The sequence below is a fragment of the Scandinavium sp. genome (assembly GCF_032012665.1).
In the GTDB taxonomy this organism is placed as follows: domain Bacteria; phylum Pseudomonadota; class Gammaproteobacteria; order Enterobacterales; family Enterobacteriaceae; genus Scandinavium.
Map to the genome: position 1 here is coordinate 1 of NZ_DALZVG010000043.1, position 16,610 is coordinate 16,610.

Sequence of the window (16,610 nt, forward strand, 5' to 3'; positions counted from 1 at the left end):
GCAGCGTGGTCTGGCTGTTAAGCGATCTGTCGCGGTTTATCACCGGGCAGCTGATTCCGGTCAACGGCGGTTTTGTCTTTAACTAACGGGTGAAGCGATTATGGCAAACGATCAGGAAGTGAAGTACCTGGTGCCGGGGCTGGAGCGCGGTTTACAGCTGCTTTTAGCCTTCGGCGAGCAGCATCGCGATCTGACTTTTGCCGAGCTGCACCGGCTGGTGGATATGCCGAAGGCCACCGCCTACCGGGTGGTGCAGACGCTGGAATATATGGGCTTTCTGGAGCGCAATACGCGTACCAATACCTTCTCTCTTGGCATGAACGTGCTGCGTCTGGGCTTTGAGTACATTGCCTCCCTGGATGTGGCTCAGGTCGGCCAGCCGGTGATTGAGCAGCTGCGTGACGTCAGCCAGTGCAGCAGCCATCTGGCGATCCGCGACGGGCGCGACATCATCTATATCGCCCGCGTCAGCGCCGCCGGTTCGCGTATCAATCAGGTCAGCATTGGCACCCGTTTACCGGTGCACTGCACCTCGCTGGGCCGCATGTTGCTGACCGATATTTCCCGCGCTGACTTTGAGCAGATATTCCCCCACGAGCGCCTGCCGGGCAACACGCCGGGGCAGCTTCACGACCGCGAAGCCCTGTGGCAGATGGTGCAGCAGGACAAAGCCCGCGGGTATGTGATCGGCGAATCCTTCTTCCGCCAGGGCATCTCCTCCATTGTCTATCCGGTGTATGACCGAAGCCATCGCGTGGCGGCGGTGGTGAGCATCCTGGTCCCGTCGGAGGAGATCCCGCAAACCGATCGCGAACGCCTGCAAAACGACGTCCGCCTGGCGGCGGATAAAATATCTGGCTTCTTAGGTTATCTGTCACAGGCCAGTTAAATCAGCAAGTTAACGTCAGGCGCTTCGCTGCGTCGGGCATGTTTTACGCCCAATTTGGGCCAGAAGAGGCAACGAACGATGAGTGTAACCGGAATTGAAAAGCTGGAATTTGGCGTTGAAGACCTGACGCACTGCGCCAAATTTATGCGTGATTTTGGCCTGACAGGCGATGCCAGCGGCCAGCGTTTTACGACCTTAAGCGGCGCGCGCGTGGAGCTGAACCCCATCGACAGCCCCGATCTTCCCCCTGCTTTTGAAGCGGGCAACACGCTGCGACGTATGACCTGGGCGGTCGCCACGCAGGCCGATCTGGATGCGCTGCGCCCGAAGCTTGAACAACAGCCCGGCTTTTGTGAAGTGGGCGACGGGCTCGAGTGCCTCGACCCGAACGGCATGACGCTGCGCGTGCAGGTGAGCCAGCAAAGCGACGTGGAGCTGAACGTCGAACCCATCAATCAATGGGGCGATGTCCGCCGTATCGATACCCCAAGCCCGGTTTACGACCGCGCGCAGCCGATTAATGTCGGCCACGTGGTGTTCTTCGTGGAAGAGCTGGCGGCGGTGGAAAAATTCTACCGCGAGGTGCTCGGCTTTCAGGTTTCCGACCGCTATATCAACCGCGCCGTGTTCCTGCGCTGCGGCGTGCGCGGCGGCCATCACAACCTGTTTCTGCTGCAACTGCCGAATCGTAAGCGCGGCCTGAACCACGTGGCCTTCACCGTGCGCGATATTCACGAGGTGATTGGCGGCGGTATTGCGATGAATAAAAACGCCTGGAGCACCTTTATCGGGCCAGGCCGTCATCCGGTGTCATCGGCGTACTTCTGGTACGTCAACAGCCCGACCGGCGGCGCGTTCGAGTACTACACCAACGACGACTACCTGACCGAAAACTGGCAGCCGCGTGAACTGGAACACTCTCTGGTCTCCTTCACCGAATGGGCAGTGGAAGGCGGCATCGACCACGATACCCGCCGTCAGCAGAAAAAGCCGGAGGCGGTATGACCTCGCGCATGGTGATTATCGGTGGCGGTCAGGCGGGCGGCTGGGCGGCGAAAACCTTGCGCGACGAGGGCTTCGACGGTGAGATTTGCGTGGTAGCGGAGGAGGCGTGGGATTTCTACGAGCGCCCGCCACTCTCCAAAGCCTCACTCCTGGAGCCAGACGCGCAGCTGCCGCGGCTGTTTTCTGAAGAGGCGCAGCAGGCGCTGAGCCTGACCTGGTTCCGACCGTTGCGAGCAGAACAGATCGATCGCGGCGCGAAAACGGTACGGTTAAGTAACGGCGAGCAGCTGAATTACACCGCTCTTCTCATTGCCACCGGAGGGCGGGCGCGCCTGCCGGGTGAAGTGTGGGCCCGTCACCCGCAGGTCTATACCTTACGCCACTGGCAGGATGCGCAGCGCCTGAAAGGTCGTCTGGCTGAAAGTAAAAAGCTGGCCATTATCGGCGGCGGCTGGATTGGCCTGGAGATTGCCGCCTCGGCACGTAAAAGCGGCGTGGCGGTCACGCTGTTCGAGCAGCAGCCTGCGTTGTGCATGCGCTCGGTCAGCGGCGAGGTTTCTCAACGCTTAGAGGCTCTCCATCGGGAGCAGGGCGTGGACATCCGTACCGGCTGCGGCGTGCTGGAGCTGGAAGATGACGGCGGACTTCCGGTTATTCACTGCGACGGCAAACGTGAAACCTTCGATGCGGTGGTGGTGGGGATCGGCGTCGATCTCAATCTGGAATTGGCGCGCGATGCCGGGCTAAAAACCGAACGTGGGATCGTGGTGGATGCGCAAGGACGCACGTCAGATCCGTTTATCTTCGCTGCGGGCGATGTGGCTCAGCACCACCATTACGGCCTGTGCATCCAGTCGTGGGCCTTTGCCCAGAATCAGGCGGTGGCGACGGCGAAAGCGATGCTCAACTCTGATGCGCCGGGCTACGACGATGCGCCGTGGCTGTGGTCGGATCAATACCAGCACAACATTCAGATCCTCGGCATTCCGCAGCCGGGGAGCACAACGATAGCGCGTGAAGAGTCGCTGTTCTTCTCGCTGGACGAGAACGGGCGGCTGACGCAGCTGGTGGCATTTAACGATGCGCGCACCGTCAAGCTGGCGAAGCGCTGGATGGCGGCCGGACGGGATCTGTCTGACGTGCCGCTCGCCGACCCGACTTTTTCACTGATGTCACTGCGATAAAAAACGCGCGCCCGTAGGGGGAGACATGACCACATTCGAGACCAACACCGCGCCCGTTGAGGCAAGCGGTGAGGGCACCCGCACGCCCGAAAAGGCGGTGCGCTGGGCCATTCCGCTGTCGCTGCTGGCCTGCGTACTGCTGGCGTTTTTCGACAAAATCAGCATTGCGGCGCTGTTTTCTGACGGCCATTTCCAGCAGGCGATGGGGATTGATTTTGACACCACGCGCCTCGGCATTCTGATGAGTGCCTTCCTGCTGAGCTATGGTTTTTCGTCGGTCTTTTTAAGCGGTTTAGGCGACAAAATTGCGCCGCTGCGCCTGCTCACCGGGATGATGGCGGTGTGGTGTGTGCTGATGGTGGCGATGGGCTTTACCCATAACTACACGGTGATGATCGTGCTGCGCATTCTGCTTGGCGTGGCGGAAGGGCCGCTGTTCCCGCTGGCGTTCGCTATCGTGCGCCATAACTTCCCGCAGCATCTGCAGGCCCGCGCCACCATGCTCTGGCTGCTGGGAACGCCGGTCGGTGCAGCGATTGGTTTTCCGCTCTCCCTCTGGCTGCTGAATACTTTCGGCTGGCAGAGCACCTTCTTTGTGATGGCGATGCTGACCGTGCCGGTGCTGCTGTTTGTTCGCATCGGCCTGCGTGGGATCCGTCTGGAGGCGAAACCCGGTGCTTCACAGGCGTCACAGGATGAGCGCCGTGCGGCACGACGCGAGCTGTTTGTCAGCCTGCACTTCTGGATCATCTGCATCTTTAACATCGCCTTTCTGACCTATCTGTGGGGCATTAACGGCTGGCTGCCGGGCTACCTGATTAAAGGCAAAGGCATTCATCTGGAGCACGCGGGCTGGCTGTCGTCGATGCCGTTTATCGCCATGTTGGTGGGCGAAGTGATTGGCGCATGGCTTTCGGACAGGGTCGATAAACGCGCGGCAGCCTGCTTTATCTCAATGGCGGGTGCGGCGGTGGGGCTGGCTGCGGTGATGCACCTTACTACTCCGCTGACCATCATCGCGGCGATGAGCTTCAGCACCTTCATGTGGGGCACGGGCGCACCCAACATTTTCGCTCTACTGGCAAAGGCCACCCATCCACGGGTGAGCGCTACGGCGGGCGGTATTTTCAACGGGCTGGGAAACTTTGCGGGCGCGCTGTCGCCAGCGGTGATGGGTGCTCTAATCGCCTTCACCCACAGCATGGATTCCGGGCTGATTTTTTTGGCGGTGATGGCGACGGTGGGCTGTGTCCTGTTACTGCCGCTGCTGAGACGTTACTGAGGAGAGTGTTATGACTGATTCAACCGTAACCCATAAATCAGGTATCAAGCCTGACCACCTGACCATGGAAGAGTGGATCGAGTCGCGCATTGCGCGCTTCGAAGGCCGCAAATATGACTGGAACGCGCTGAAGTTCCAGGCCGATTTCGACCCGAAATACCGTCGCGCACAGATGCGCTATATCGGCACCGGGGCAACGGGCGTGGCGAACGATAGCAATACCGTTCAGGCGGACCATTTTACCTTCTCCACCATGGTGCTGCCGTCGAAGTGTGAAGGGCCGCTGCACCTGCATGACGACGTGGAAGAGGTGTTCTTCATGCTCAAAGGGCAAATCACGCTGATGATTCAGGACGGCGACAGCTATACCGAAACCGTGCTGCGCGAGCGTGACCTGATCTCCGTACCTGCGGGTATTTATCGCGGCCTGTTTAACCACGGTGAAGAAGAGGCGCTGATGTGCGTCATGCTGGGGACCAACAAGCCGGAAATCCCGACCTATCCAGCCGATCATCCGCTGTCGAAAGTGAAGCGGAACTAAGGGGGCACGATGACGGGTTTTCGTGAACAGGGAAGCGGCATTCCGCTGATGCTGCTGCACGGCATCAGCTCGGGCGCGGCCTCCTGGCATAAGCAGATGGCGCTGAAGGATTTTCGCGTGCTGGCGTGGGACATGCCCGGTTATGGCGAAAGCCCGATGCTGGCGGTGGAGCGTGCAAACGCCGGTGATTACGCCGACGCGCTGGCGGCAATGCTTAACCGCGCGGGCGTCTGGCAGGTGGTGCTGGTGGGCCATTCTCTGGGAGCGCTGGTTGCCAGCGCCTTTGCGGCGAAGTTCCCGGAACGCGTCCTGCACCTGGTTCTGGCAGATGCCGCGCAGGGCTACGGGCAGGCCACGCCGGAGCAGCGTGAACAGATCTGGCGCAGCCGCGAGCAGCAGATGGCGCTGGGCGGCGAAATCATGGCGCAAACACGCGCCGCGAAGCTGCTTCACCCTGGCGCGCGTGCGGAGGATATCGCCACCGTTGCTTCTGGCATGCGCAGGCTGCGTCCTGAAGGTTACCTCGCTGCCGCGTGGATGCTGGCCCACGACGATATTCACGGCTGGCTGAAGCGCTATTCAGGCAGTTTTGAAGTCTGGTGCGGCGAGCAGGATGCGATTACCCAGCCTGAGCTGGTTCAGGGACTGGCGCTGCGCTATAGCATGCCCTTTATCGCCATCCCGCAGGCCGGGCACGCCAGCTATCTCGATAACGACGCGTTTTTCAACCAACAGCTTTTACGTATTAACGAAGAGGTGCGCGATGAATGCACAAATTGATGGGCGCGTAGCGGTAGTTACCGGCGGTTCTTCAGGCATTGGCTTTGAAACCCTGCGTCTGCTGCTGGGCGAAGGGGCAAAGGTGGCCTTCTGCGGGCGCAACCCGGACCGGCTCGCCAGCGCACATGCGGCGCTGCAAAACGAATACCCTGACGGGGAGATTTTTTCTTACCGCTGCGACGTGCTGAAAGCCGATGAAGTGCAGGCGTTTGCAGAGGCTGTGAAAGCCCGCTTTGGCTCGGTAGATATGCTGATCAACAACGCCGGACAAGGTTACGTGGCGCACTTCAATGACACCCCGCGCGAGGCGTGGCTGCATGAAGCTGAACTGAAGCTGTTCGGCGTGATCAACCCGGTGCAGGCATTTCAGGCGCAGCTGGAGCAGTCCGATATCGCTTCCATCACCTGCGTGAACTCATTGCTGGCGTTGCAGCCGGAGGAGCACATGATCGCCACCTCCGCTGCCCGCGCGGCATTGCTGAATATGACGCTGACCCTCTCGAAAGAGCTGGTGAGCAAGGGCATCCGCGTGAATTCCATTTTGCTTGGCATGGTGGAATCCGGGCAGTGGCAGCGACGCTTTGAGAACCGTGCGGACAAAAATCTGAGCTGGCCGGAGTGGACGGCGGATATCGCCCGCAAGCGCGGCATCCCGATGGCGCGCCTTGGCAAACCGCAGGAGCCCGCTCAGGCGCTGCTGTTTCTCGCCTCGCCGCTGGCCTCGTTTACCACCGGTGCGGCGCTGGACGTTTCCGGCGGCTTCTGCCGCCATCTGTAAGGACGCATCATGAAAACGATCATGCTCATTGGTTTTGGTGCGATGGCTCAGGCGGTGATTGAGCGCCTGCCTGATGGCGTTGCTATCGGCTGGATTGTGGCGCGTGAGCCGCACCATGTTGCGATTCGCCAGCAGTTTGGCGATGCGGTGATGGCCCTGACCTCGCCGTTGGACTGCGAGGAAACGCCCGATCTGGTGCTGGAATGTGCCAGCCAGCAGGCGGTGGCGCAGTATGGCGAAGACATTTTACGTCGCGGCTGGCATCTGGCCGCAATCTCCACCGGCGCGCTGGCGGACAGCGCGCTGGAAGCGCGTCTGCTCAACGCTGGCGGCAAGCTGACGCTGCTCTCCGGGGCCGTGGCGGGTATCGACGGTCTGGCGGCAGCGAAAGAGGGTGGGCTGGAGCGCGTTACCTATCAGTCACGCAAAAGCCCGGCCAGCTGGCGCGGCAGTTACGCCGAGCAGCTTATCGATCTTGATGCTGTATCCGAAGCACAGATCTTCTTTGAAGGTAGCGCCCGCGAGGCGGCACGTCTGTTCCCGGCCAATGCCAACGTGGCGGCGACCGTGGCGCTCGGCGGTGTGGGGATGGACGACACCCGCGTACAGCTGATGGTCGACCCGGCAACAAAACGCAACACCCACACGCTTCACGCTGAAGGCGTGTTCGGTGAATTCCACCTGGAGCTGAGCGGCCTGCCGCTTGCCAGCAATCCGAAAACTTCCACCTTGGCGGCGCTCAGCGCGGTACGCGCCTGCCGTGAACTGGCGCAACGCTAAGGAGCCACTATGGATGAGCTGAAGATATTTATTGGTGGCCGCTGGCAACAAGGCGGCGGCAACCCGATGCAGAGTCTTTTTCCCGCCGACGGTTCGCTTAACGCCACCCTGCACGCAGCGAGCCTTGACGATATCCAGGAGGCGATTGAGGCCGGAGAGCGCGCCTGGCGCGAGCCCACCTGGCGCAACAGCCTGCCGCACGTTCGCGCGAAGATCCTGCATAAGGTGGCGGATCTGATTGAATCCCGCGTTGATGAACTGGCGCGGATGCAGAGCCGCGATAACGGCAAGCCGCTGGCGGAAGCACGCGGTCTTGTGATGAGCGCAGCGGGAACAGCACGCTACTTCGCTGCCGCCTGCGAGCTGCTGGAAGGTGAACTCCCGACGCCGCGCCAGCCCGATCTGCTGACCCTGAGCCGCTATGAGCCGCTCGGCGTGGTGGCGGCCATCACGCCGTGGAACTCGCCGATCGCCAGCGAAATGCAAAAAGTAGCTCCGGCCATTGCCGCCGGTAACGCGGTGATCCTCAAACCCGCAGAAGCCACGCCGCTGATGGCGCTGGAGCTGGCGCGTATTTTTGAACAGGCCGGGCTGCCTGCGGGGTTGCTGAGCGTGCTGCCGGGCAAAGGCTCGGTGATTGGTGATGCGCTGGCGCGTCACCCGAAGGTGCGCAAAATCTCCTTTACCGGTGGCACCACCACCGGACGTCATCTGGCGCACGTGGCGGCGGAGAAGCTGATCCCGGCATCGCTGGAGCTCGGCGGCAAATCCCCGACCATCGTACTGGAAGATGCTGACATCGAGCAGGCCGCGCGCGGTATCTGCTACGGCATTTTCAGCTCGGCGGGGCAGGCGTGCATTGCCGGTTCTCGGCTGTTTATCCACGAGAGCATTTACGCTCCGCTCATGGCGCGGCTGCTGGAGTTAACCCGTGGCTTGCACGTCGGTCATCCGTTTACTGACGGCACTCATGTAGGACCGCTGATTAACGTCAGGCATCTCCAGAGCGTGCAGGACTATGTAGAGCTGGCGAAGCGTGAAGGGGGCCGCGTGCTGTGCGGCGGAGAGATCCCTGCCGATCCGCAACTGACAAACGGCAGCTTCTTCCTGCCCACAATTATTGAAGGACTCACCAACGGCGCGCGCGTCTGCCAGGAGGAGATCTTCGGCCCGGTGCTGGTGGCGATGCCGTTTAGCGATGAGGCGACGCTCATCCGCGAAGCAAACGACTCGGTATACGGCCTGGCGGCAGGGATCTGGACGCGCGATACCGGGCGTGCCCTGCGTTTGAGCGAGCAGCTGGAAGCGGGCACGGTGTGGATCAACACCTACAAAGTGTTTGCGATTTCGACCCCGTTCGGGGGCTTTAAAGAGAGCGGCCTGGGCCGCGAAAAGGGCATTCAGGGGCTGAAAGCCTGGATGCAGCAAAAGAGCATTTATCTGGCGACGGGTAACAGCGTCAACCACTGGTGCGACTGAGAAAGGGTGAGCAATGAGCGAAATGATAACCGTCGGCGACGCCATCGCCAGAACGCTGGAGCAGTATCAGGTTGGGGCCATCTACGGCGTCATCTCCATTCACAATTTGCCGATTGCCGATGCTGTAGGGCAGCGCGGCAACATCCGCTTTGTGCCTGCACGCGGCGAGGCGGGTTCCGTCACCATGGCCGATGCCCACGGGCGTTTTTCCGGCCTTGGCGTGGCGCTGACCAGCACCGGTGCGGGCGCGGGTAACGCGGTAGGGGCGTTAGTAGAGGCGATGAATGCCTGCACGCCTCTGCTGCATTTAACCGGGCAGGTGGAGAAAGCCTGGCTGGATGCCGACACCGGTTTTATCCACGAAACCCGCGACCAGCTGACCTTCCTGAAGGCCAGCTCAAAACGCGCGTACCGCATCAGCAATGCTAACCAGGCGATGGCTATCCTGCATAAAGCGATTCAGGAAGCGCAGACGCCGCCGTGCGGGCCGGTCTCTGTGGAAATTCCGATTGATATTCAGGGGGCGAAAATTCCGCTGTCGCTGGTGACAGCACCGGTAAAAGCGTCTTCGGTTTCAACGGTCGATGCCACGGTTGTTGATACGCTGTGGGCGCAGCTTAAGCAGGCGAAACAGCCGCTGCTGTGGCTGGGCGGTGGAGCGCTCGGAAGCGCTGATGCAGTGAAAAAACTGGCGGATGCGGGCATGACCGTTATCTCCAGCACCCATGCGCGAGGCGTGCTGCCGGACAGCCATCGTGCCAGCCTGCGGGCGTTCCATAATTCGCCGTCGGTTGAGGCGCTTATCGCCCGGTGTGATTTTACTCTGGTGGCGGGTTCACGCCTGCGCAGCAACGAAACGCGATCCTGGACGCTGGAGCTGCCGCATCCGCGCATACAGATTGATATCGACCCGGCGGCGGCGAGCCGTAATTATCTGATGGATAACACGCTGGTCGCTGACTGTTCCGCGCTGCTGAGCGCGCTGGCTGAAAAAGCGCAGGGGCGCGAATGGGGTAATTCCACGTGGGATACGCAGGTACAGGATGCGGTGACGAAAGCAGAGCAGGGACTGCGCGAGCAGTGCGGCGCCTATGCGAAGCTCAATGATGCTATTGAAAACGCGCTGCCGATGAATGGCCTGCTGGTGCGCGATATTACCGTGTCCGGCAGCCTGTGGGGCAGCCGCCTGTTCCGCGCCAACGGCCCGCTGATGAACATTCATTCCCTCGCGGGGGCGATTGGCATGGGCCTGCCGATGGCGATTGGCACCGCCATTGCGAATCCACAGCGTAAGGTGGTGGGGCTGGTGGGCGATGGCGGCCTGAGCCTGAACCTGGGCGAACTGGCGACGCTGGCACAGGAGAAAGCCAACGTGACGCTGCTGGTGATGAACGACGGCGGTTATGGCGTGATGCGCGGTATTCAGGATAAGTACTTCGGCGGGCGTCAGTATTATAACGAACTGCATACGCCGGACTTTACCCAACTGGTGCAGGCCATTGGCTTACAGGCGTGGAGCGTTGAGCGGGCAGAAGATTTTGACGCCGTAATGACGGAAGCGCTGGCGATGCCGGGGCCGTCGGTTGTGGAAGTGCGGATGGGGCAGATTGGCGCGCTGAAGTTTGCCGGGCCGCCGCAGAAAACGCTTTATTAGCTGTTAATTGCCCGGCGGCGCTGCGCTTGCCGGGCAGTGCCGGGCGGCACATTTGTGTTTGCCCGGCCTGGATCATTCCTGCCCGTTTACTTAATTCCGTCCGCCTTCATGCGATCGCGGATATGCTGGGCGCGCTCTTCAGATGCCGGGTGATCGTCAAGCATTGAGCTTTGACGACCGGCTTCCAGCTTCGCCAGTTTTTCAAAGCTGGTGGCAAGACCCGCCGGGCTGATCCCGCGTTTGCGCAACAGGTCGTAAGAGTAGTCGTCCGCTTCGGATTCCTGACGCTGGGAGAACTGCGCGTTCACCAGTTTTTCGCCAAGATCGCCCAACTGTGACTGCGACAGGCTGCCAACAATGCCACCCGCGGACGCTGCGGCAACGCGCACGGCATTGGTGCCGAGCTGAACCTGCATCCCTTTCTTCACGTGTCCAAGCGCGACGTGGCCCATTTCGTGGCCGATAACCGCTTCCACTTCGTTATCGGTCATCAGATCCATCAGCCCGCTGTAGACGCGGATACAGCCGTTGGCCATGGCGAAGGCGTTGACGTCTTTGGTGACGTAAACCTTGTAGTTCACCGGCTGGCCGTTGATGTTATCGCCCAGCGCGGCGGCAATTTTGGCCAGGCGCTTTGCGTATTCGCTGCTGGAGGGCGCGATGGTTGCTTTGCTGTCCATTTCCTGACACGCCTGGTCGCTCAGGGTTTTCACCTGCGCATCGCTGAGCGTGTAGGCCTGGAATGCCTCCGCGCCAGAACTCATCAGGCCGTTTGAATCCATGTTTTGACAGCCAGTCAGAACGCTCGCTATCCCAAGAGCCAGTACCACCGAGTGCAGTTTCATCATTCATTTTCCATCATTATGAATCGCCAAAGTCTTAAATATTCCGTTAATCGAAGCCACGGAATATTACCAAAGTATAAAGAAAATAATGACAAGGCGGCGAGGGGATTGCGCAACGCGCCGCCACAATCCGGAGATTTCCCAGGCACCGCGCGGATGCTCCATGTACATGGCCTGCCGCTTGGGTTACATTGTTGTCACTTTTTTCCGGCGTAGCCTAAAACGCGCGGTCGTCAAGCCGTTTTGGCGTTGCCTTCAACAGTCCGATCTGGAGTCAAAATGTCCTCACGTAAAGAGCTTGCTAATGCTATTCGTGCGCTGAGCATGGACGCAGTACAGAAAGCCAAATCCGGCCACCCGGGTGCCCCAATGGGTATGGCTGACATTGCCGAAGTCCTGTGGCGTGATTTCATGAACCACAACCCGCAGAACCCGTCCTGGGCTGACCGCGATCGCTTCGTGCTCTCGAATGGCCACGGCTCCATGCTGATCTACAGCCTGCTGCACCTCACCGGCTACGATCTGCCGATCTCCGAGCTGCAAAACTTCCGTCAGCTGCACTCCAAAACCCCGGGTCACCCGGAAGTGGGTTACACCGCAGGCGTTGAAACCACTACTGGTCCGCTGGGCCAGGGCATTGCTAACGCAGTAGGCATGGCGATCGCGGAAAAAACCATGGCCGCGCAGTTCAACCGTCCGGGCCACGACATCGTTGACCACTTCACCTACGCCTTTATGGGCGACGGCTGCATGATGGAAGGCATCTCCCACGAAGTGTGCTCCCTGGCGGGTACCCTGAAGCTGGGCAAGCTGGTTGCTTTCTATGATGACAACGGCATCTCCATCGACGGCCACGTTGAAGGCTGGTTCACCGATGACACAGCAAAACGCTTCGAAGCCTACGGCTGGCACGTTGTGCGCGGCATTGACGGCCACGACGCTAACGCCATCAAGCGTGCGGTAGAAGAAGCGCGTAAAGTGACGGACAAACCGTCCCTGCTGATGTGCAAAACCATCATCGGCTTCGGTTCCCCGAACAAAGCAGGCACCCACGATTCTCACGGCGCGCCGCTGGGCGACGCAGAGATCGCACTGACCCGCGAACAGCTGGGCTGGAAATACGCTCCGTTCGAAATCCCGTCTGAAATCTACGCCCAGTGGGATGCGAAAGAAGCAGGCCAGGCGAAAGAAGCGGCCTGGAACGAGAAGTTTGCTGCTTATGCGAAAGCCTTCCCGCAGGAAGCCGCAGAATTTACCCGCCGCATGAAGGGCGAAATGCCGGCGGACTTCGACGCGAAAGCGAACGAGTTCATCGCGAAACTACAGGCGAACCCGTCTAAAATCGCCAGCCGTAAAGCGTCCCAGAATGCGATTGAAGCATTTGGCCCGCTGCTGCCGGAATTCCTCGGCGGTTCCGCTGACCTCGCGCCGTCCAACCTGACCCTGTGGTCTGGTTCTAAAGCGATCAATGAAGACACTGCGGGTAACTATATCCACTACGGCGTGCGCGAATTCGGTATGACCGCCATCGCCAACGGGATTTCCCTGCACGGTGGCTTCCTGCCGTACACCTCTACCTTCCTGATGTTCGTTGAATATGCGCGTAACGCCGTGCGTATGGCTGCGCTGATGAAGCAGCGTCAGGTGATGGTTTATACCCACGACTCCATCGGCCTGGGCGAAGACGGCCCGACTCACCAGCCGGTTGAGCAGATTGCTTCCCTGCGCGTGACCCCGAACATGAGCACCTGGCGTCCGTGTGACCAGGTTGAGTCTGCGGTGGCGTGGAAATATGGCGTTGAGCGCCACGACGGCCCGACTGCGCTGATTCTGTCCCGTCAGAATCTGGCCCAGCAGGATCGTACCGAGAAGCAGCTGGCAGACATCGCTCGCGGTGGCTACGTGCTGAAAGACTGCGACGGTCAGCCACAGGTTATCTTCATTGCGACCGGCTCTGAAGTCGAACTGGCGGTTGCCGCGTGGGATCAGCTTTCTGCCGAAGGCGTGAAGGCGCGCGTGGTCTCCATGCCGTCTACCGATGCGTTTGACAAGCAGGACGCGGCATACCGTGAATCTGTGCTGCCGAAAGCCGTTTCTGCACGCGTTGCCGTAGAAGCTGCAATCGCTGACTACTGGTTCAAATATGTGGGCCTGAATGGCGCTATCGTTGGTATGACTACCTTCGGTGAGTCTGCGCCAGCTGAGCAGCTGTTCGAAGAGTTTGGCTTCACCGTTGAGAACGTAGTGGCGAAGGCGAAAGCACTGCTGTAATGGTCAATATGCCCGGCGGCGCTTGTGCTTGCCGGGCCTACAACGGTCACCTTTGGTGGCCGTTTTGCTTTACCTCGCCATCCGTCAGAAGTGCCTGCTGGCGCAGCGCTTAGCAGGCCTACGGGAGCCGCTCAGTTCAGGCCGGGTTTTGCCCGGCTTTTTTACGTCTGCTATTCCGGGTCGCTGTGAAAATCACATAAATTATTCCATTAAAAATGTGATGTGCGTCAGATAACCAGCTTCTCCGTCTGGACAATCATTCCTTTTATTCCGCGTTTCGATTACTCTGGCTGAAGCGTTTCAGTCGATTAAATGTTCGACAAATAATCAATCAGTCGCGGTTTGCGACAGCAGGCATTCCCTTCCTGATGAGGCTGGACTACGCTTCAGCCACACAAATTCAGGAGAGGCTTGCAGGAGACCTATGACCGTACGCGTAGCGATTAATGGCTTCGGTCGCATTGGACGTAACGTGGTTCGCGCTTTATATGAATCCGGACGTCGTGCGGAAATCACCGTGGTGGCAATCAACGAACTGGCGGATGCTGCGGGCATCGCGCATTTGTTGAAATACGACACCAGCCATGGCCGCTTTGCCTGGGATGTCCGCCAGGAACGGGAGCAGCTGTTCGTCGGCGATGACGCTATTCGTCTGCTGCATGAGTCTTCTATCGAGACGTTGCCCTGGCGCGAGCTGGGCGTAGACGTGGTGCTCGACTGCACTGGCGTGTACGGTACGCGAGAGGACGGGGAAGCCCATCTGGCCGCTGGCGCAAAGAAAGTGCTCTTTTCACATCCTGGCAGCAACGATCTCGACGCAACCGTCGTGTACGGCGTCAATCATCAGGAACTGCAGCGCGAACACCGCATTGTCTCCAACGCATCCTGCACGACAAACTGCATTATTCCGGTCATTAAACTGTTAGACGATGCCTGGGGCATTGAGTCCGGCACCGTGACGACAATCCACTCGGCGATGCACGATCAGCAGGTTATCGACGCCTATCATCCTGATTTACGGCGCACCCGAGCGGCCAGCCAGTCGATCATTCCGGTGGATACCAAACTGGCCGCCGGTATCACCCGAATTTTCCCGCAGTTTAATGACCGATTTGAAGCGATTGCGGTGCGAGTGCCGACGATTAACGTAACGGCAATCGACCTCAGCGTGACCGTGAGAAATCCGGTAAAAGCCTGTGAAGTCAACCTGTTGCTGCAAAAAGCGGCACAGGGGGCATTTCATGGTATAGTTGACTATACGGAATTACCGTTGGTCTCAATAGATTTTAACCACGACCCGCACAGTGCCATCGTCGACGGCACGCAGACGCGGGTCAGCGGTGCGCATCTGATCAAAACGCTGGTCTGGTGTGATAACGAATGGGGTTTCGCTAACCGAATGCTCGACACCACGTTAGCGATGGCCACTACAGGTTTCAGGTAAGGCGCGATAGCGTCTGCAAAACTTTAGAATCAATGAGAGGATTCACCATGTCTGTAATTAAGATGACCGATCTGGATCTGGCTGGTAAACGCGTTTTCATCCGTGCCGATCTGAACGTTCCGGTAAAAGACGGTAAAGTCACCAGCGACGCGCGTATCCGTGCTTCCCTGCCGACCATCGAACTGGCGCTGAAACAGGGCGCGAAAGTGATGGTTACTTCTCACCTGGGTCGTCCGACCGAAGGCGAATACAACGAAGAATTCTCTCTGCTGCCCGTTGTTAACTATCTGAAAGACAAACTGTCTGCTCCAGTACGCCTGGTTAAAGACTACCTGGACGGCGTTGAAGTGGCTGCCGGTGAGCTGGTGGTTCTGGAAAACGTTCGCTTCAACAAAGGCGAGAAGAAAGACGACGAAGCGCTGTCCAAAAAATACGCTGCGCTGTGCGACGTGTTCGTGATGGACGCATTCGGTACTGCACACCGTGCGCAGGCATCGACTCACGGTATCGGCAAATTTGCTGACGTAGCTTGTGCAGGTCCTCTGCTGGCCGCTGAGCTGGAAGCGCTGGGTAAAGCGCTGGGCAACCCGGCTCGCCCAATGGTTGCTATCGTGGGTGGTTCTAAAGTTTCCACTAAGCTGACCGTTCTGGATTCCCTGTCTAAAATCGCTGACCAGCTGATCGTAGGCGGCGGCATCGCTAACACCTTCGTTGCTGCACAAGGCCACAACGTAGGTAAATCCTTGTACGAAGCGGACCTGGTTGATGAAGCAAAACGTCTGCTGACCACCTGCGATATTCCGGTCCCAACTGACGTTCGCGTTGCAACTGAGTTCTCTGAAACCGCAACCGCAACCCTGAAATCTGTTAACGACATCAAAGATGAAGAGCAGATTCTGGACCTGGGCGACGTGTCTGCACAGAAACTGGCTGAAATCCTGAAAAACGCCAAAACTATTCTGTGGAACGGTCCGGTCGGCGTATTCGAATTCCCGAACTTCCGTAAAGGTACCGAAATCGTGGCTAACGCTATTGCAGACAGCGAAGCGTTCTCCATCGCAGGCGGCGGCGACACCCTGGCTGCTATCGACCTGTTCGGTATCGCTGATAAGATCTCCTACATCTCCACTGGCGGTGGCGCATTCCTCGAATTCGTGGAAGGCAAAGTGCTGCCAGCAGTCGCAATGCTCGAAGAGCGCGCGAAGAAGTAAGCCATTCGGGGCAGGGAAACCTGCCCAATTTTCAGCGGGCTAACAGGCACGCACTTTTTTTCGGCCGAAGATACAGGACTACGTAACATGTCTAAAATTTTTGATTTCGTAAAACCAGGCGTCATCACCGGTGACGACGTACAGAAAGTTTTCCAGGTAGCTAAAGAAAACAACTTTGCTCTGCCAGCGGTTAACTGTGTGGGTACTGACTCCATCAACGCCGTACTGGAAACTGCTGCGAAAGTTAAATCTCCGGTAATCGTTCAGTTCTCTAACGGCGGCGCGGCGTTCATCGCGGGTAAAGGCGTGAAAACTGACGTTCCTCAGGGCGCAGCAATCCTGGGTGCCATCTCTGGTGCACACCACGTACATCAGATGGCTGAGCACTATGGTGTTCCGGTTATCCTGCACACTGACCACTGCGCGAAGAAACTGCTGCCGTGGATCGACGGTCTGCTGGACGCGGG

General features: G+C 59.0%; 15 protein-coding genes and 1 pseudogene. 15 read left to right on the top strand and 1 reads right to left on the bottom strand.

Going from position 1 to position 16,610, the window contains the following annotated elements:
* The 11 genes and pseudogenes from RTU33_RS21210 to RTU33_RS21260 form a co-directional block, all read left to right on the top strand.
* Positions 1 to 86 (top strand): annotated as a pseudogene (locus RTU33_RS21210) (short-chain dehydrogenase); the annotation flags it as partial.
* Positions 87 to 100: 14 nt separating this feature from the next.
* Positions 101 to 889, top strand: a complete 789-nt coding sequence (locus RTU33_RS21215) for an IclR family transcriptional regulator (protein WP_312630013.1) — start codon at positions 101 to 103, stop codon at positions 887 to 889.
* A gap of 78 nt (positions 890 to 967) precedes the next feature.
* A complete protein-coding gene (locus RTU33_RS21220) occupies positions 968 to 1,894 on the top strand; it encodes a VOC family protein (RefSeq protein WP_312630014.1) in 927 nt (308 codons plus the stop codon).
* Positions 1,891 to 3,078, top strand: coding sequence for an FAD-dependent oxidoreductase (locus RTU33_RS21225; RefSeq protein WP_312630015.1), 1,188 nt, complete (start codon positions 1,891 to 1,893; stop codon positions 3,076 to 3,078). Before RTU33_RS21220 ends, RTU33_RS21225 begins: the two co-directional genes overlap by 4 nt.
* Before the next feature lie 25 nt (positions 3,079 to 3,103).
* Complete coding sequence (locus RTU33_RS21230) at positions 3,104 to 4,360, top strand: MFS transporter (RefSeq protein ID WP_312630017.1); 1,257 nt, start codon at positions 3,104 to 3,106, stop codon at positions 4,358 to 4,360.
* 10 nt (positions 4,361 to 4,370) lie between these two features.
* Positions 4,371 to 4,901 (top strand): cupin domain-containing protein, encoded by a 531-nt coding sequence (locus RTU33_RS21235; RefSeq protein WP_312630018.1) that lies wholly within the window; start codon positions 4,371 to 4,373, stop codon positions 4,899 to 4,901.
* 9 nt (positions 4,902 to 4,910) lie between these two features.
* Positions 4,911 to 5,681: an alpha/beta hydrolase gene (locus tag RTU33_RS21240; protein WP_312630020.1), complete on the top strand. Its 771-nt coding sequence runs from the start codon at positions 4,911 to 4,913 to the stop codon at positions 5,679 to 5,681.
* Positions 5,665 to 6,459 carry an SDR family oxidoreductase gene (locus tag RTU33_RS21245; RefSeq protein ID WP_312630022.1) on the top strand — a complete coding sequence of 265 codons (795 nt, stop codon included), beginning with the start codon at positions 5,665 to 5,667 and terminating at the stop codon, positions 6,457 to 6,459. Before RTU33_RS21240 ends, RTU33_RS21245 begins: the two co-directional genes overlap by 17 nt.
* A 9-nt stretch (positions 6,460 to 6,468) precedes the next feature.
* Positions 6,469 to 7,239: an aspartate dehydrogenase gene (locus RTU33_RS21250; protein ID WP_312630023.1), complete on the top strand. Its 771-nt coding sequence runs from the start codon at positions 6,469 to 6,471 to the stop codon at positions 7,237 to 7,239.
* A gap of 9 nt (positions 7,240 to 7,248) precedes the next feature.
* Positions 7,249 to 8,718: an aldehyde dehydrogenase gene (locus RTU33_RS21255; protein ID WP_312630024.1), complete on the top strand. Its 1,470-nt coding sequence runs from the start codon at positions 7,249 to 7,251 to the stop codon at positions 8,716 to 8,718.
* A 13-nt stretch (positions 8,719 to 8,731) separates the two neighbouring features.
* The gene (locus RTU33_RS21260) at positions 8,732 to 10,372 is read left to right on the top strand and encodes a thiamine pyrophosphate-binding protein (protein WP_312630026.1); all 1,641 of its coding nucleotides are present in this window, start codon (positions 8,732 to 8,734) and stop codon (positions 10,370 to 10,372) included.
* An 86-nt stretch (positions 10,373 to 10,458) separates the two neighbouring features.
* On the opposite strand, the gene RTU33_RS21265 is transcribed toward RTU33_RS21260, so the two are convergent.
* On the bottom strand, positions 10,459 to 11,217 hold the full coding sequence (locus RTU33_RS21265; protein ID WP_312630032.1) for a M48 family metallopeptidase: 759 nt from the start codon (positions 11,215 to 11,217) through the stop codon (positions 10,459 to 10,461).
* Positions 11,218 to 11,496: 279 nt separating this feature from the next.
* Here RTU33_RS21265 and tkt point away from each other — a divergent pair, with 279 nt between their 5' ends.
* The 4 genes from tkt to RTU33_RS21285 all read left to right on the top strand — a co-directional run.
* Positions 11,497 to 13,488 carry a transketolase gene (tkt, locus tag RTU33_RS21270; RefSeq protein WP_312630027.1) on the top strand — a complete coding sequence of 664 codons (1,992 nt, stop codon included), beginning with the start codon at positions 11,497 to 11,499 and terminating at the stop codon, positions 13,486 to 13,488.
* Between the two features lie 424 nt (positions 13,489 to 13,912).
* The gene (gene epd / locus RTU33_RS21275; protein WP_312630029.1) at positions 13,913 to 14,932 is read left to right on the top strand and encodes an erythrose-4-phosphate dehydrogenase; all 1,020 of its coding nucleotides are present in this window, start codon (positions 13,913 to 13,915) and stop codon (positions 14,930 to 14,932) included.
* A gap of 47 nt (positions 14,933 to 14,979) precedes the next feature.
* Positions 14,980 to 16,143: a phosphoglycerate kinase gene (gene pgk, locus RTU33_RS21280; protein WP_312630030.1), complete on the top strand. Its 1,164-nt coding sequence runs from the start codon at positions 14,980 to 14,982 to the stop codon at positions 16,141 to 16,143.
* Between the two features lie 87 nt (positions 16,144 to 16,230).
* Positions 16,231 to 16,610, top strand: a 380-nt coding sequence (locus RTU33_RS21285; RefSeq protein WP_312630031.1) for a class II fructose-bisphosphate aldolase, incomplete at its 3' end; no start/stop codon positions are given.

What these genes read in the sequence shown, in the direction of transcription:
- RTU33_RS21220 (WP_312630014.1), top strand. Translation starts at nt 968, where the DNA reads ATGAGTGTAACCGGAATTGAAAAGCTGGAATTTGGCGTTGAAGACCTG.
- RTU33_RS21250 (WP_312630023.1), top strand. Translation starts at nt 6,469, where the DNA reads ATGAAAACGATCATGCTCATTGGTTTTGGTGCGATGGCTCAGGCGGTG.
- epd (WP_312630029.1), top strand. Translation starts at nt 13,913, where the DNA reads ATGACCGTACGCGTAGCGATTAATGGCTTCGGTCGCATTGGACGTAAC.
- RTU33_RS21260 (WP_312630026.1), top strand. Translation starts at nt 8,732, where the DNA reads ATGAGCGAAATGATAACCGTCGGCGACGCCATCGCCAGAACGCTGGAG.
- RTU33_RS21215 (WP_312630013.1), top strand. Translation starts at nt 101, where the DNA reads ATGGCAAACGATCAGGAAGTGAAGTACCTGGTGCCGGGGCTGGAGCGC.
- RTU33_RS21265 (WP_312630032.1), bottom strand. Translation starts at nt 11,217, where the DNA reads ATGAAACTGCACTCGGTGGTACTGGCTCTTGGGATAGCGAGCGTTCTG.
- RTU33_RS21225 (WP_312630015.1), top strand. Translation starts at nt 1,891, where the DNA reads ATGACCTCGCGCATGGTGATTATCGGTGGCGGTCAGGCGGGCGGCTGG.
- RTU33_RS21230 (WP_312630017.1), top strand. Translation starts at nt 3,104, where the DNA reads ATGACCACATTCGAGACCAACACCGCGCCCGTTGAGGCAAGCGGTGAG.
- RTU33_RS21255 (WP_312630024.1), top strand. Translation starts at nt 7,249, where the DNA reads ATGGATGAGCTGAAGATATTTATTGGTGGCCGCTGGCAACAAGGCGGC.
- tkt (WP_312630027.1), top strand. Translation starts at nt 11,497, where the DNA reads ATGTCCTCACGTAAAGAGCTTGCTAATGCTATTCGTGCGCTGAGCATG.
- RTU33_RS21240 (WP_312630020.1), top strand. Translation starts at nt 4,911, where the DNA reads ATGACGGGTTTTCGTGAACAGGGAAGCGGCATTCCGCTGATGCTGCTG.
- pgk (WP_312630030.1), top strand. Translation starts at nt 14,980, where the DNA reads ATGTCTGTAATTAAGATGACCGATCTGGATCTGGCTGGTAAACGCGTT.
- RTU33_RS21245 (WP_312630022.1), top strand. Translation starts at nt 5,665, where the DNA reads ATGAATGCACAAATTGATGGGCGCGTAGCGGTAGTTACCGGCGGTTCT.
- RTU33_RS21235 (WP_312630018.1), top strand. Translation starts at nt 4,371, where the DNA reads ATGACTGATTCAACCGTAACCCATAAATCAGGTATCAAGCCTGACCAC.